The sequence below is a fragment of the Micrococcus lylae genome (assembly GCF_900163825.1).
In the GTDB taxonomy this organism is placed as follows: domain Bacteria; phylum Actinomycetota; class Actinomycetes; order Actinomycetales; family Micrococcaceae; genus Micrococcus; species Micrococcus lylae.
In genome coordinates, this window is record NZ_FUKP01000021.1 from 1 (window position 1) to 14454 (window position 14454).

General features: G+C 69.9%; 13 protein-coding genes and 1 tRNA gene. 8 read left to right on the top strand and 6 right to left on the bottom strand.

The genetic code is table 11. From position 1 onward, the window contains the following. Both FM125_RS03660 and FM125_RS03665 read left to right on the top strand, forming a co-directional pair. On the top strand, positions 1-476 hold a 476-nt coding region (locus FM125_RS03660; RefSeq protein ID WP_143745209.1), incomplete at its 5' end, for a C40 family peptidase. Positions 477-670: 194 nt separating this feature from the next. Continuing rightward, positions 671-2545, top strand: a complete 1875-nt coding sequence (locus FM125_RS03665) for an ABC transporter ATP-binding protein (protein WP_067190849.1) — start codon at positions 671-673, stop codon at positions 2543-2545. A gap of 93 nt (positions 2546-2638) precedes the next feature. Here FM125_RS03665 and FM125_RS03670 read toward each other — a convergent pair. The 3 genes from FM125_RS03670 to FM125_RS03680 form a co-directional block, all read right to left on the bottom strand. Continuing rightward, positions 2639-2712, bottom strand: a tRNA-Arg gene (locus FM125_RS03670). 33 nt (positions 2713-2745) lie between these two features. Beyond that, complete coding sequence (locus FM125_RS03675; RefSeq protein ID WP_067190881.1) at positions 2746-3375, bottom strand: hypothetical protein; 630 nt, start codon at positions 3373-3375, stop codon at positions 2746-2748. A gap of 111 nt (positions 3376-3486) precedes the next feature. Next, positions 3487-4518 carry an acyltransferase family protein gene (locus tag FM125_RS03680; protein WP_067190847.1) on the bottom strand — a complete coding sequence of 344 codons (1032 nt, stop codon included), beginning with the start codon at positions 4516-4518 and terminating at the stop codon, positions 3487-3489. Between the two features lie 168 nt (positions 4519-4686). Between FM125_RS03680 and pcrA the strand changes: the two genes are divergently transcribed. From pcrA to sucD, 3 genes are all read left to right on the top strand, one after another. After that, a complete protein-coding gene (pcrA, locus tag FM125_RS03685; protein WP_087133672.1) occupies positions 4687-7374 on the top strand; it encodes a DNA helicase PcrA in 2688 nt (895 codons plus the stop codon). Positions 7375-7564: 190 nt separating this feature from the next. Next, entirely contained in the window at positions 7565-8734 is a 1170-nt protein-coding gene (gene sucC / locus FM125_RS03690; protein WP_067190441.1) for an ADP-forming succinate--CoA ligase subunit beta, read from the top strand. A gap of 30 nt (positions 8735-8764) precedes the next feature. After that, positions 8765-9685, top strand: a complete 921-nt coding sequence (gene sucD, locus FM125_RS03695) for a succinate--CoA ligase subunit alpha (RefSeq protein WP_067190443.1) — start codon at positions 8765-8767, stop codon at positions 9683-9685. Between the two features lie 119 nt (positions 9686-9804). Here sucD and FM125_RS03700 read toward each other — a convergent pair whose 3' ends face one another. The 3 genes from FM125_RS03700 to FM125_RS03710 are packed head-to-tail and all read right to left on the bottom strand — an operon-like array spanning position 9805 to position 11807. Then, positions 9805-10413 (bottom strand): response regulator transcription factor, encoded by a 609-nt coding sequence (locus FM125_RS03700; RefSeq protein ID WP_255218011.1) that lies wholly within the window; start codon positions 10411-10413, stop codon positions 9805-9807. Beyond that, complete coding sequence (locus FM125_RS03705; protein ID WP_087133673.1) at positions 10410-11519, bottom strand: histidine kinase; 1110 nt, start codon at positions 11517-11519, stop codon at positions 10410-10412. The genes FM125_RS03700 and FM125_RS03705 overlap by 4 nt, the downstream gene beginning before the upstream one ends. A gap of 39 nt (positions 11520-11558) precedes the next feature. Then, positions 11559-11807 (bottom strand): hypothetical protein, encoded by a 249-nt coding sequence (locus FM125_RS03710; protein WP_067190449.1) that lies wholly within the window; start codon positions 11805-11807, stop codon positions 11559-11561. 220 nt (positions 11808-12027) lie between these two features. Between FM125_RS03710 and FM125_RS03715 the strand changes: the two genes are divergently transcribed. The 3 genes from FM125_RS03715 to FM125_RS03725 all read left to right on the top strand — a co-directional run bounded on the left by FM125_RS03715 (position 12028) and on the right by FM125_RS03725 (position 14440). Continuing rightward, a complete protein-coding gene (locus FM125_RS03715; RefSeq protein WP_067190451.1) occupies positions 12028-12957 on the top strand; it encodes an ABC transporter ATP-binding protein in 930 nt (309 codons plus the stop codon). A gap of 46 nt (positions 12958-13003) precedes the next feature. Continuing rightward, positions 13004-13252, top strand: coding sequence for a hypothetical protein (locus FM125_RS12225; RefSeq protein WP_245829777.1), 249 nt, complete (start codon positions 13004-13006; stop codon positions 13250-13252). Next, positions 13197-14440 (top strand): IS3 family transposase gene (locus FM125_RS03725; protein ID WP_087133674.1). Its coding sequence is split into 2 segments (ribosomal slippage): positions 13197-13488 and positions 13488-14440, totalling 1245 coding nucleotides; the frame shifts between segments, so codons are not numbered across the junction. Before FM125_RS12225 ends, FM125_RS03725 begins: the two co-directional genes overlap by 56 nt. Positions 14441-14454 lie beyond the last annotated feature (14 nt).

Here is a 14454-nt window from a genome sequence, read left to right on the forward strand (position 1 = left end):
AGGCTGCCCAGGAGGCTGCCGAGCGTGAGGCCGCTGAGCGTGCCGAGGCCGAGCGCCAGGCCCGTGAGGCCCGTGAGCAGCAGCCCGACCCGACTCCGGCCACGGACCCGGCCCCGTCCTCGGGCAAGAACCTCTCGGGTGCCGTCGAGGCCGCCTACTCCGGCATCGGCGGTCGCTACGTCTACGGCGGCAAGGTTCCGGGCGGTTGGGACTGTTCCGGCTTCGCCGCGTGGGCCTACGCCCAGGCCGGCATGTCCATCCCGTCGCAGACCTCGGCCATCCGCGCCTCGGCCAACACCGCTCCGACCTCCAACCCGCAGCCGGGCGACCTGGTCTTCCAGCGCGGCGGCGGCCACGTCGGCATCTACGTCGGCGACGGCATGATGATCTCCGCGCTGAACCCGTCCCGCGGCACCTTGCTGCACCCGGTGTCCTGGATGCCGGTCTCGGGCTACTACACCTACGTCGGCCCGTGATCGGCGGCGCCCGCGGCTCGGTCCTCGGCTGACTCCGCTGCGCCCGCAGCGGAACGGGGCATGCCCATAGCTGAAAACGCCACGAAGGCGCGCATTCCCTCCGAATGCGCGCCTTCGTCGTCCCTACGATGGGACGGCCTGCGGCGTCGGCCGCGCGCCCCCGGGGCAGGCACGAGGAGAGGAGCGGTGGTCGGATGAGCATGGAGCGAGCCGCGCGGATGTCGATGATGCGGATGTCCCACGGGGGAGCGCCGCAGCAGACCAGCCTCAAGCCGGGCACGGTCAGAAGAACCCTGGGGTTCGCCGCGCAGTACAAGGGCAAGCTTGTGCTCTTCCTGCTGCTCTCCGTGGTCTCGGCCGTCCTCGGCGTGGCCTCGCCGGTGCTCGCCGGTGACGTGGTCAACGCCATCACCGGGGACGGGAACGCGGACCTCGTGGTCCGGCTGGCCCTGCTGATCGCCGCCGTGGCGCTCGCAGACGCCGCTCTGTCCATCGTGACTCGCTGGCTGTCCTCGGGATTGGGGGAGCAGGTCATCTTCGACCTGCGCACCCGGGTGTTCGAGCACGTTCAGCGGATGCCGGTGGCGTTCTTCCAGCGCACCCGCACCGGTGCCCTCGTCTCCCGTCTGAACAACGACGTGATCGGCGCCCAGTCCGCCATCTCCCGCACGCTCTCCGGCGTGGTGGCGAACGTGGTCTCCCTGGCCCTGACGCTCGCGGTGATGTTCTCCACCTCGTGGCAGATCACCGTCCTGGCGCTGATCCTGCTGCCGCTGTTCATGGTCCCGGCCCGCCGGGTCGGCGCGAAGCTGGCGGACCTCACGCGGGAGCGCGCCGGCCACAACGCCGCCATGGGTGACCAGATGACCGAGCGGTTCTCCGCTCCCGGGGCGACCCTGATCAAGCTCTGGGGCGACCCGAAGGCCGAGGCCGAGGAGTTCGGCCGCCGTGCCGGCCGGGTCCGGGACACCGGCGTCACCATCTCCGTGCGCCAGTCCGTGTTCACCACGCTGCTGACCCTGGTCTCCGCGCTCGCCCTGGCCGTGGTCTACGGCGTGGGCGGCCTGCAGGCGATCGCCGGCACCTTGGACGCCGGAGACGTGGTCACCATGGCCCTGCTGCTCACCCGCCTCTACGCGCCGCTGACCTCCCTGGCCTCGGCCCGTGTGGAGATCATGACCGCGCTGGTGTCCTTCGAGCGCGTCTTCGAGGTCCTGGACCTGCAGCCGCTCATGCGCCAGAAGAAGGTGACCACCCCGCTCCCGGACGGACCGCTGGGCCTGCGCCTGGACGGCGTGCGCTTCGCCTATCCGTCCGCCCAGGACGTCTCCCTCGCCTCGCTCGAGGAGGTCGCGGTCCTGGACACCCGTGGCGGCCAGGAGGTCCTGCACGGCCTGGACGTGGACGTCCCCGCGGGCTCCACGGTGGCGCTGGTGGGCTCCTCAGGTGCCGGCAAGTCCACCATCGCGTCCCTCGTCACCCGCCTCTACGACGTCTCCGCGGGCGCGGTGACGGTCGGCGGAGTGGACGTGCGGGACCTGTCCTTCACGGACCTGCAGAAGGCGGTCGGCATGGTGACCCAGGACGGGCACCTGTTCCATGACACCGTCCGCGCGAACCTCACCCTGGCCCGCCCGGACGCCACGGACGAGGAGGTCTGGGACGCCGTGGAGCGGGCCCGACTGCGTCCGGTGGTCCAGGCCCTGCCGGACGGCCTGGACACCGTGGTGGGCGAGCGCGGCTACCGGCTCTCCGGCGGCGAACGTCAGCGCATGACCATCGCCCGGCTGCTGCTGGCCTCTCCGCGCGTGGTCGTTCTGGACGAAGCCACCGCCGCCCTGGACTCCACCAACGAGAAGGCCATCCAGGACGCCCTCGCCGAGGCCCTGGCCGGGCGCACCGCCATGGTGATCGCCCACCGCCTCTCCACCGTGCGGGACGCGGACCAGATCCTCGTGGTGGAGGACGGGCGGATCGTCGAGCGCGGCACCCACACCGAGCTTCTCGCGACCTCCGGGCGCTACGCCGAGCTCTACCGCACCCAGTTCGCCCCGGGCGCGGACGGCTGAGCCGGCCCCACGGCCGGGAGAGCAGACACGAGAAGGCGGGCGGCCGTCGTCGGGAACCAGATCCCGGACGAACGGCCGCCCGCCTTCGTACAGTGCCCCAGACAGGATTCGAACCTGCGACCTGCCCTTTAGGAGAGGGCCGCTCTATCCAGCTGAGCTACTGGGGCCTGCGGCGCCCTCACGGGCACCGACAGACAAGTCTAGCGGCGTGCGCGGCCCCTGCCACCGAACACCAGCAGGACCACCGTGATCAGGACGATCAGCGCCAGCAGGATCCAGCGGGCCACGGTGAGGGAGGAGGCGAGTCCGGTGCCGTCGCCGCCGGCGTGCAGAGCCGCCTCGATCGCGATGTTCTCCCAGATGTCCACCGCTGCGAACACGGCGCCGAGGCCGACCATCGCCCACTTCGGGCCGGCCGGGCGCAGACGCCAGGCGGCAACGGCGATCAGGGTGAGCGCCACGGCGATCGGGAAGATCACGCCCGCGGTCTTGTGCACCCAGTTCAGCTGCCCGAGCGCGGCGTCGTCCATGACGGCGGCCAGCGCGGCCACGTCCGCGGCCGAGTAGCCGAAGAACCGGTTGTCCGGCATCGTCAGGCCGTCGGCGAGCTGCGCCATCTGGACGAGCGCGAGCAGGTGGTAGTAGCCGGCCATGAACAGCGTGGTGCCGATCAGGGCGATCACGGGCATCGCGGGGCTGCCTTCGCGCTCGCCGGCTTCGGCGAGGTCCCTGCGCGGGGACAGGTCGCGCAGGCTGACGCGTTCCGGGGCCTCGGCGGGCGTGGCGGGACGGCCGCCGTGGGCGGACGGGGACTTCTTCTTCTGGGACACGGACACCTCCGGTGGTCCAGTATCCCAGGTCGTCGGCGGCTTCCCGACGACGGCCGCGCACCTCGGGTGCGTCGGGGCGCCCGGGGCCGGGTCGGCGGTTCGGTGACGTGGTCAGGTCGCGCGACGGGGGATCGGGCCGCTGCCCGACACGGGGAGCAGGCCGCCCCCGGTGGAGGGCAGGGGCGGCATGGGGCGGGTCTTCGCCGTCGGGAACTCGAAGAGCCAGCGGACATACGGGTAGGCGGCGGCCAGCAGCAGCGGGATGAGGAAGGTCGCCGAGGCCATCCACAGGTAGAAGTCGATGGGCCGGATGCTCGCGACGTCCTCCCACAGGCGGCAGGCCACCAAGAGCACCGGCAGGTGTGCCACGTAGAGCACGATCGAGCGGCGGCCGCAGAACTCCAGGAAGGGCAGGCGCGGGAGGCGCTGGGCAAGCCAGAGCCCGAAGACGATGCCGCCGAGGCCAGCGAGGAGGGTGACCGGGTGGCCGCTGCCCATGGAGTAGCGGCCGTCCATGTGGGCCCAGATCGCGACGGCCGTGGCGGCGCCGGAGAGGAGCACCAGGCTCCAGTGCAGCTCCTTGATGCGAGGGAGCAGTCGACCGAACGCGGCGCCGAGGAAGAAGAACACGCCCCAGTAGAGGATGCGGTGCAGGTCCTTGGGGATGCCCTCGAGGACCAGCAGCAGCGCGACGAACGTGCCCGCGACGGCCCAGGAGGGGATCCAGCGGGTGATCGGGCCGATCAGGTAGCAGGCGATCAGCACCCAGAGGAACCAGAGGTGCCACCTCCCACCGAGCCAGAACTCGGGCTTGAGCAGGCTCTGCGGTCGGCCGAGGGCGAAGGCGACCAGGGCGGTCCACACCAGGTAGGGCCACAGGATCCTCTCGGCCTTGCCCCGGTAGTAGACCCCGAGGGGCTTCGCCACGGAACGTTCCAGGAGCACTCCCGAGAGGAACAGGAGGATCGGCATCCGGAAGGAATGGAAGAACTGGACGATCCCGGCCAGCGTTTTGGACTGGAACTCTGCGCCGAGGACCTGCGGCATCGTGTACGAGTGCGTCAGCACGACGAGCAGGACTGCCAGTCCACGGACCGCGTCCATCCAGTAGACCCTGGGCTTGGCCGTGGCGGACAGGGGCATGAGGGGCTGCTCCGTGGTCGTGCTCGGGATGGTCTGGACTCAGCATGCGCATTCGTCTGGCCTACAGGGTAGGCCGTGAGCGCCCCTCGGTCCGGGAACCGGCGGCTTCCCGACGACGGCCGCGCTCCCCGGTAGCCCGTCTGGGCCCGGAACTAGACTGGATCCGCCATGGATGACCTCTTCGCCGCCCTCGGCCGTGCCGCCCGCCCTGACCGCCGTTCCGGATCCTCGGATCCGCAGACCGCCCTGCCCGGACTCGTGCCGACGTCCGTCACCTCCCGGCAGGCCGATCCGGAGGCGGGCTTCGACCCGGAGGCCGGTGCCGGGCGCCGCGTGGGAGCGCCCGCAACAGGCGGGCCGGCAGGCGGAGCCGTGGCGCCGCCGTCGCCGGAGTCGCTGGTGGAGGGGCTGAACCCTCAGCAGGCCGCCGCGGTGCAGCACACCGGCTCGCCGCTGCTGATCGTGGCCGGCGCGGGCTCGGGCAAGACGCGCGTGCTGACGCATCGCATCGCCTGGCTGCTGGCCACCGGCCATGCCCGCCCGCACGAGGTCCTGGCCATCACCTTCACCAACAAGGCCGCCGCGGAGATGCGCGAGCGCATCACCGGGCTGATCGGCCCCATGGCGCAGCGCATGTGGATCTCCACGTTCCACTCCTCGGCCGTCCGCATCCTGCGCAACGAGGCCTCGGCGATCGGGCTGAAGTCCACGTTCACCATCTACGACTCCGCGGACTCGCTGCGCCTGGTCACCCAGATCGCCAAGGCGCAGGACCTGGATCCGAAGCGGTTCCACCCCAAGGGCATCCTGAACAAGATCAGCTCGCTGAAGAACGAGCTGACCGAGGCGGACGACTACGCGGCCACCGTGGCCCAGAACGACCCGTGGGGCCAGGCCGTTTCCGCGGTCTACACGGACTACACCGCACGCCTGCGCCAGGCGAACGCCCTGGACTTCGACGACCTCATCGGCATGACCGTGCACATGTTCGAGGCGTTCCCGGCGATCCTGGACAACTACCGCCGCCGGTTCCGCCACGTGCTCGTGGACGAGTACCAGGACACCAACCACGCCCAGTACCGGCTGATCCGCCTGCTCGCCGGCCCGGCGGGCGTCCCGGACGGGGTGCAGACCCCGGGCGGCGAGCTGACCGTGGTGGGCGACTCGGACCAGTCGATCTACGCCTTCCGCGGCGCGGACATCCGCAACATCGTGGAGTTCGAGGAGGACTTCGCCGACGCGGCCACCATCAAGCTGGAGCAGAACTACCGCTCCACGCAGACCATCCTGGACGCCGCCAACGCGGTGATCTCGAACAACGCGGACCGCCGCCCCAAGTCCCTGTGGACGGCCGAGGGGGCGGGCGAGAAGATCGTCGGCTACACCGCGGAGAACGAGTCCGCGGAGGCCGAGTGGATCGCCTCGCAGATCGACCGGCTCCAGGACGAGCACGGCGTCCGCCCCAAGGACGTCGCCGTCTTCTACCGCACCAACGCCCAGTCCCGGTCGCTCGAGGAGCGTCTGGTCACCCGCGGCATCCCGTACCGCGTCATCGGCGGCACGCGGTTCTACGACCGCAAGGAGATCAAGGACGCCCTGGCCTACCTGCGGGCGCTCGTGAACCCGGACGACGACATCAACGTCCGCCGCATCCTCAACGAGCCCAAGCGCGGCATCGGAGACCGCGCGGAGGGCGCCGTGGCCGCCTGGGCGGACCGCAACCGCATCCCGTTCTTCGCCGCCCTGCGGGACGCGGAGAACGCCCCCGGCATGGCGACCCGCTCGCTCAAGGCCGTCAGGGCCTTCGTGCAGATGATGGACGACCTCGCCCAGGTCGCCGAGACCTCGGACCCGGCCACCGTGCTCGAGGCCGTGCTGGAGCAGTCCGGCATGCTCGCCGCGCTGCGTGAGTCCGAGGACCTGCAGGACGAGTCCCGCGCGGACAACCTCGGCGAGCTCGTGGCCGTGGTGCGCTCCTTCTCCGCCTCGAACCCGGAGGGCACCCTCTCCGACTTCCTCGAGCAGGTCGCCCTCGTGGCGGACGCGGACCAGCTGCCGGCCGCGCCGGACGTGGAGGGCGAGGCGCTCGCCGAGCAGCAGGGTCAGGTCACCCTGATGACCCTGCACACCGCCAAGGGCCTCGAGTTCCCGGTGGTGTTCCTGACCGGCATGGAGCACGGCGTCTTCCCCCATTCGCGCTCCATGACGGATGAGAAGGAGATGGCCGAGGAGCGCCGCCTGGCCTATGTGGGCCTGACCCGCGCCCGCGAGCGCCTGCACGTGACCCGTGCCGAGGTCCGCTCGCTGTGGGGCCAGCACCAGTACAACCCTCCGAGCCAGTTCCTCGCCGAGATCCCCGAGGCCCTCATCGACTGGGAGCGTGAGGGCGCCGTCCGTCCCGGCGGCGCGCAGTTCGGCTCCATCACCTCGCTGGCAGGAGCCGGCACCTCCCGGTACGCCCAGCGCTTCGGCGGGTCCGGGGCCACCGGTTCCGGGCGCGGCTCGTCCGGCCGCGCCTCCTCGTACGGATCCGGCGCCTACGGCTCCGGAACCCGGAGGAACGACGACGGCCCCGCGCCGCGTGTGCGGCAGCGCCTCACCCGCGGAGACGAGGCGAAGGACCTCACGGTGCCGACGGGCGTCGTCCGCGGTGAGGCGCCGAGGCGCGTCAGCCCGCAGCGCGAGGTCGTGAAGCTGGCTCCCGGGGACCGGGTGCGGCACGCGACGTTCGGCGAGGGGTCGGTCGTCGGCGTCTCCGGCGAGGGGGACAAGACGGTGGCCACCGTGACCTTCGCGGAGACCGGCGCGCAGAAGCGCCTGCTGCTCCGGTACGCGCCGCTGGAGAAGGTCGACTGACCAGCGGCCGGGAGGCGGACCCTGGCCCGTGATGGCGGGGCAGGTTCTCGGTTAGAGTGGGTTCGGAACGGTTGCCCGCCGGCCGTCGCCGCCCTCGTGCGGGACGGGGCCGGCGGGGTACGTTCGCCCGGGCGGGCACGCCTGTGCCGCGCCGGGCCCACTGTCTTCGACGTAGAAGGACTCCGTAACCGTGGACCTGTACGAGTACCAGGCGCGCGATCTGTTCGAGAAGCACGGTGTCCCCGTGCTCGCCGGCATCGTGGCGCAGACCCCGGAAGAGGCCAAGGCGGCCGCTGAGAAGATCGGCGGCGTGACCGTCGTCAAGGCGCAGGTGAAGGTCGGTGGCCGCGGCAAGGCCGGCGGCGTGAAGGTCGCCAAGACCGCCGACGAGGCCTACGAGCACGCCAAGGCCATCCTGGGCATGGACATCAAGGGCCACACCGTCCACCAGGTCATGATCGCCCAGGGCGCCGACATCGCCGAGGAGTACTACTTCTCCGTGCTGCTGGACCGTGCCAACCGCACCTACCTGGCCATGTGCTCGGTCGAGGGCGGCATGGAGATCGAGCAGCTGGCGGAGGAGCGCCCCGAGGCCCTCGCCAAGGTGCCCGTCTCCGCCCTGACCGGCATCGACGCCGAGACCGCGCAGAAGATCGTGGACGAGGCCGGCTTCCCGGAGGAGCTGAAGTCCGAGGTCGCCGCCGTCATCCAGAAGCTGTGGGGCGTGTTCGACAAGGAGGACGCCACCCTCGTCGAGGTGAACCCGCTGGTCAAGACCGGCGACGGCAAGATCCTCGCCCTGGACGGCAAGGTGTCCCTGGACGACAACGCCGGCTTCCGCCAGGAGGGCCACGCCGCCCTCGTGGACGAGCGCACCGAGGACCCGCTCGAGGCCAAGGCCAAGGAGAACGACCTCAACTACGTGAAGCTCGACGGCCAGGTCGGCGTGATCGGCAACGGCGCGGGCCTCGTGATGTCCACCCTGGACGTCGTCGCCTACGCCGGGGAGAACCACGGCGGCGTGAAGCCGGCCAACTTCCTGGACATCGGTGGCGGCGCGAACGCCGAGGTCATGGCCAACGGCCTCGACGTCATCCTCGGTGACGAGCAGGTCAAGTCCGTGTTCGTGAACGTCTTCGGCGGCATCACCTCCTGCGACGCCGTCGCCAACGGCATCGTGAAGGCCCTGGAGATCCTGGGCGACACCGCCACCAAGCCGCTGGTCGTGCGCCTGGACGGCAACAACGTGGAGGAGGGCCGCCGCATCCTCGATGAGGCGAACCACCCGCTCGTGACCCTGGCCGCCACCATGGACGAGGGCGCCGACAAGGCCGCCGAGCTCGCCCACGCCGCCAACTGAGCTTCTCGGAAAGACTGAGGTAAGACTGACATGTCCATCTACCTGAACAAGGACTCCAAGGTCATCGTCCAGGGCATCACCGGCGGTGAGGGCACCAAGCACACCCGCCTGATGCTCAAGGCCGGCACCAACATCGTGGGCGGCGTGAACGCCCGCAAGGCCGGCACCACCGTGTCCCACGAGGACAAGGACGGCAATGCCGTCGAGCTCCCGGTCTTCGGCTCCGTCAAGGAGGCCATGGAGAAGACCGGCGCCGACGTGTCCGTGGCCTTCGTGCCGCCGGCCTTCGCCAAGGACGCCGCCATCGAGGCCATCGAGGCCGAGATCCCGCTGCTGGTGGTCATCACCGAGGGCATCCCGGTGCAGGACTCCGCCGAGTTCTTCGCCCTGTCCCAGTCCAAGACCGGTGAGGACGGCAAGCCGAAGACCCGCATCATCGGCCCGAACTGCCCCGGCATCATCACCCCGGGCGAGGCCCTGGCCGGCATCACCCCGGCCACCATCACCGGCTCCGGCCCGATCGGTCTGGTGTCCAAGTCCGGCACCCTGACCTACCAGATGATGTTCGAGCTGAACGACTTCGGCTTCTCCACCGCCATCGGCATCGGCGGCGACCCGGTCATCGGCACCACCCACATCGACGCCCTCGAGGCGTTCGAGGCCGACCCGGACACCAAGGCCATCGTGATGATCGGCGAGATCGGCGGCGACGCCGAGGAGCGTGCCGCCGAGTTCATCAAGGCCAACGTGACCAAGCCGGTGGTCGGCTACGTCGCCGGCTTCACCGCCCCGGAGGGCAAGACCATGGGCCACGCCGGCGCCATCGTCTCCGGTTCCTCGGGCACCGCCCAGGCCAAGAAGGAGGCTCTGGAGGCCGCGGGCGTGAAGGTCGGCAAGACCCCGTCCGAGACCGCCGAGCTCATGCGTGAGATCATGAAGGGCCTGGCCTGACCCAGACCCTCGGCCGCCGGGCCTGACGGCGCGGCGAGTCAGCGAACGGCCCCCTCACCCGTCAGGGTGAGGGGGCCGTCGTCGTGGTGTGGTCCTGTGCGGTGGCGGCAGAGGCGGAGTCAGAGCCACTCGCGGCGGCGGGCGAACCGCGCCGCGTCATGGCGAGTGGAGGCCTGGGTCTTCTGCATGGCGCTGGAGAGGTAGTTGCGGACCGTGCCCTCCGCGAGGTGCAGCTGTTGGGCGATCCTGGCCACGGAGTACCCCTCGCTCGTGGCGCGCAGGGCGTCGAGCTCCCGGTCGGTGAGGGGACAGTCGTCCGAGATCGCCCGGGCCGTGGTGTCCGGATCGATCCATCGCTGCCCGCTGTGCACCTTGCGGATCGCGTCGGCGATCTCCTCCGGCTCCGCCGACTTGGTGACGAACCCGGCGACCCCGGCCTTCAGGGCCCGTCGGAGCACCCCGGGACGGGCGTGGCGGGTGAGCATCACCACCGGGAGATCGGGGTGGGTCTGGCGGAGCGCCTCGACGGCGGCGATGCCGTCCAGCCCGGGCATCTCCATGTCCGTCACCAGCATGTCGGGATCGATGCGGCGCACCGCCTCGACCGCCTCATCGCCGTCGGCTGCCACCTCCTCGACGCGGATGCCGCCCTCCATCTCCAGCAGAGTGGCCAGTGCTGTGCGCAGGAGCTTCTCGTCGTCCGCCAGAACGATCCTGATCTCGTTCACGTCGCCTCCTCCTCGTCCGCGTCCCATCGTGCCTCGAGGGTGAACCGTTCGTCGTCACAGGAGACGTCCAGGCGGCCTCCGACTCCCGCGAGGCGGGACCGGAGGTTGGCCAGCCCTCCCGTGTGGTCCTCGGCGGGGACACCGATCACACCGTCATTGGAGATCACCACGTGCCCGGGGGCGAGGCTGATCTCGACCCGACGGGCGTCGGAGTGACGCAGGATGTTGGTGGTCGCTTCCCGGATCACGACGCCGGCCACGTGCTCGAACTCTTTGCGTCGCGGGCCGCCGGCGTCGTCGGCGGTGACGGTGATGCCTGCAGCTTTGAGCAGCGCGACGGAGTTCGCGAGCTCACCGCGCAGGGTCAAGTCGTGCCCGTCCTGTGCCAGCGCCTTGGTCTCGGCCATGGTCCGGCGCAGGGTCTGCTGGGCCTCGTCGAGTTCCCGCCGGGCCGCGTCGGGGTCCGTGGACAGCAGCCGCTGGGCGACGGCGATCTTGAGCTTCACCACGTGCAGCGCATGGCCTTGGATGTCATGGAGGTCCTGGGAGAAGCGCAGCCGCTCGGCATCGACAGAGGCCGCCCGCTCCTGCTCCGCACGCTCGTCCTGCAGGCGCATGAGATCGAAGGAGGCCCGGGAGTCGGGGATGGTCACGCACGCGACGCCCGTCAGCAGGACGCCCATGCCGAGATAGACCCACAGGGCCTGGGGGTCGGTGACGACCACGAGAGCGCCGGCTGCTGCCCCGACGGTGAGCACCAGCAGGGTCACGACGGCCCTGGCCTGTCGGCTCCACATGACCTCGAGCGCACCGGGGAGGGCGAAGGCCAGTGCGCCGAGGGGAGTCAGCTCCCAGAGGGCGCTGAGAGCCCAGGTGAGGGTGCCCAGCGCGAGCACCGCCCAGCGAATCGGGGCGGCGACCTGCCGGTGCCACTGGGACAGCAGCCAGAGGCCGGCGATGAGGCCGGGTGCCAGCACGAGAGGAGGCCACGGCTCCACGGCCGACGTCAGGAGGGTGACGATGGCAGCGACGCCGAAGACTGCGAGCAGGACGAAGCTCGTCCTGCTGCGCAGTCTTCGCGTCTCCGATGTGTGCTCGGAGGTCATCGGCACTCCTGTTCAGTCAGTGCGTGGATCGGGTGCTCCTCAGGTGGCCGCCTGCCCCTGTCGCTCGACGGCCTTGTTGCTGGCCGAGAACGCCACAGCCGTCGCGACGACGGAGACGACCATGCCGACGATCAGCCAGGTGGCGTCGGCGGTGCCCCGTGCCGGGATCCAGGAAGTGATCTCAGAGGGCAGGATCTCAGGGATGGGCAGGTAGTGCAGCGTCAACATGATGCCGAATGCGGTGGCACAGAGGAGCAGGATGAATGCGATGGTCCGGATGGTCTTCATGGGAGCCTCCCGTGTCCAGGTCGATGGCTTGTACTCTTCTTCTCTCCGGTGGCCCCGATCCGCCGGGGGTGCCGCAGGACCGGAACGACATCCACCCTTCCGTCAGCGGTCCACCCTGCACCAGTGACGCAGCGTCACGCTTGCGCACCAACTCTGTCATGCCGCGCAGTGACGTGACCTCACTGCCGGGCAGGGAGTGCCCGTTGGTTGTGTGAGGGTCATGCAGAACACCACGCTTCGAACCACACCCGCCGCCCCCACTGCCGACGGCGTCCGTTCAGAGACGGTCGTCGAGATGAAGGACCTTCGCATCGACTACGGAGACTTCACCGCCGTCGACGGGGTCGACCTGGAGATCCGGCGCGGCGAGTTCCTTGGTCTGCTCGGCACCAACGGCGCCGGCAAGACCACGACCATCGAGGTGATGGAGGGACACCGGGCCCCGACCGCCGGCTCCGTCCGTTTCTTCGGGCAGGACCCGAGCAACCGGTCCCTCCGCAGCAGAGTGGGAATCATGCTCCAGGAGAGCGGATTCGCCCCGGATCTGACCGTGCGCGAGACCCTCGCGCTGATCGGTCGTCTGACCCGGCGGGACGACGACGTCGACCGTGTCCTGGACCTCGTGGACCTCCGCCGGCGTCGGGACACCCGGACCGGGCAGCTCTCCGGCGGTGAGAAGCGCCGCCTCGACTTCGCCACGGCGATCTTCGGCTCACCGGAGCTGATCTTCCTCGACGAGCCCACCACGGGGTTGGACATCGAGGCACGCGACGCCCTCTGGCACGTCGTAGACCGGCTGCGTGACGAGGGCGCGACGATCCTGCTCACCACGCACTACCTCGAGGAGGCCCAGGAGAGGGCTGACCGCATCGCGCTCATGCACAGCGGCCGCATCCATCGGCAGGGGACGGTCGCCGAGCTCACCTCGGCCTCCCCCTCGACCATCAGCTTCCGGCTGAGCCGTGAGCTCACCGTCCCGTTCGAGGACGCGACGATCGCGCCCGGCGGCGGGGTCACCATCCCCACCACGAACCTCCAGGAAGATCTGTACCGCCTCCTGGTGTGGTCCCGCTCCCGCGATGTGGAGCTCGAGGGCCTGAACGTCGGAGCCAAGGGACTCGAATCCCTCTTCCGCGCCCTGAACGCCTGATCTCACGTCCTCACGACCGACTCGACCACCACAAGAGGAGCCCGCAATGTTCGCCATCGCCCGCAGCGAGATGACACAGCTCGTCCGCAACCGCCTTGTCGCCGCCTCGTCGTTGTTCATCCCCCTCGCCTTCAGCGCGGTCCTGATCTTCAACCGCGAGAACTTCGGGGGTACCCCGGTGACGGCAGCTCTGAATCGGCCTGGGTTTCGTTCCGTTATTGAAGCAAGGATGGAACGCGATGAACCAGAAGTACTCTCCCGAGATGCGCGAGCGCGCGCTGCGGATGCTCGATGAGGCCAAGGCCTCCGGTGAGCACTCGAATCTGATGTCCGCGGTGCGGCATGTGGCCGGTCTCCTCGGCATGAGCGCGGAGACGCTGCGGGTGTGGCATCGTCGTCGGGAGGTCGACGCGGGCGCGAAGCCCGGTGTCCCGAGCGATGTCGCGGAGGAGAACAAGCGCCTGCGCCGCGAGGTGGCCGAGCTGCGGAAAGCGAATGAGATCCTCAAAGCCGCGAGCGTGTTTTTCGCGAAGGAGCTCGACCGGCCCTGACCGAGATGATCCGCTTCATCGACGAATATCGAGAGCGGTTCGGGGTCGAGCTCATCTGCCGGACGCTGCGCCCGGCAGTGCAGGGTTTCATCACGTCCCGCGGGTATCGCGCCGCGAAGACCCGCGTCGTCTCCGCCCGGCAGCTGCGGGACGAGCTGCTGGTGCCCGAGGTCGCCCGGCTGCATGCGGAGAACTACGGCGTCTACGGGCGGCGGAAGATGCATGCCCTCCTGAAACGTCAGGGATGGGACATCGGCCGAGACCAGACCGAACGCCTCATGCGCCTCGCGGGAGTGCGTGGGGTTCGCAAGTCGAAGAAGGCGTTCACGACCAGGCCCGACAAGGCGCAATCCCTGCCGCGGGACCTCGTCCAACGACGGTTCCGCGCAGACGCGCCGCGCAGGCTCTGGGTCGCGGACATCACGTATGTGGCCACCTGGGCGGGGTTCGCGTATGTGGCGTTCGTCACCGACGTGTACTCGCGCAAGATCGTGGGCTGGAACGTCGCCTCGACGCTGCGCGCGGAGGTCCTGCCCCTACAAGCGCTGGACATGGCCGCCTGGGGCGCGGACGGCCCGCTCGACGGGCTGATCCATCACGCCGACCACGGCTCGAACTACATGTCGATGGTTTACACCGACCGCGTCGTCGAACTTGGCGCGACCCCGTCGACAGGCACTGTCGGGGACTCGTATGACAATGCCCTCGCCGAGGCGATCAACAACCTCTACAAGACCGAGCTGATCCGCCAGCGCGGGCCCTGGAGGACGGTCGAGCAGGTCGAGCTTGCGACGCTCGAATGGGTGTGGTGGTGGAACCACCAACGCCTCCATGGCGAGCTCGGCATGCGCACCCCGGCCGAGGTCGAGGACGCGTACTACGCTGACCTCGGATCAGCCTCCCCGGCGACCGCCGGACAGGGAAACCGATAGGAACGAAACCCAGG

Excerpts from the sequence above, each read along its gene's own strand:
- pcrA (WP_087133672.1), top strand. The coding sequence starts at position 4,687 with ATGGATGACCTCTTCGCCGCCCTCGGCCGTGCCGCCCGCCCTGACCGC.
- sucD (WP_067190443.1), top strand. The coding sequence starts at position 8,765 with ATGTCCATCTACCTGAACAAGGACTCCAAGGTCATCGTCCAGGGCATC.
- FM125_RS03710 (WP_067190449.1), bottom strand. The coding sequence starts at position 11,807 with ATGAAGACCATCCGGACCATCGCATTCATCCTGCTCCTCTGTGCCACC.
- FM125_RS03665 (WP_067190849.1), top strand. The coding sequence starts at position 671 with ATGAGCATGGAGCGAGCCGCGCGGATGTCGATGATGCGGATGTCCCAC.
- FM125_RS12225 (WP_245829777.1), top strand. The coding sequence starts at position 13,004 with ATGTTCGCCATCGCCCGCAGCGAGATGACACAGCTCGTCCGCAACCGC.
- FM125_RS03705 (WP_087133673.1), bottom strand. The coding sequence starts at position 11,519 with ATGACCTCCGAGCACACATCGGAGACGCGAAGACTGCGCAGCAGGACG.
- FM125_RS03680 (WP_067190847.1), bottom strand. The coding sequence starts at position 4,518 with ATGCCCCTGTCCGCCACGGCCAAGCCCAGGGTCTACTGGATGGACGCG.
- FM125_RS03715 (WP_067190451.1), top strand. The coding sequence starts at position 12,028 with ATGCAGAACACCACGCTTCGAACCACACCCGCCGCCCCCACTGCCGAC.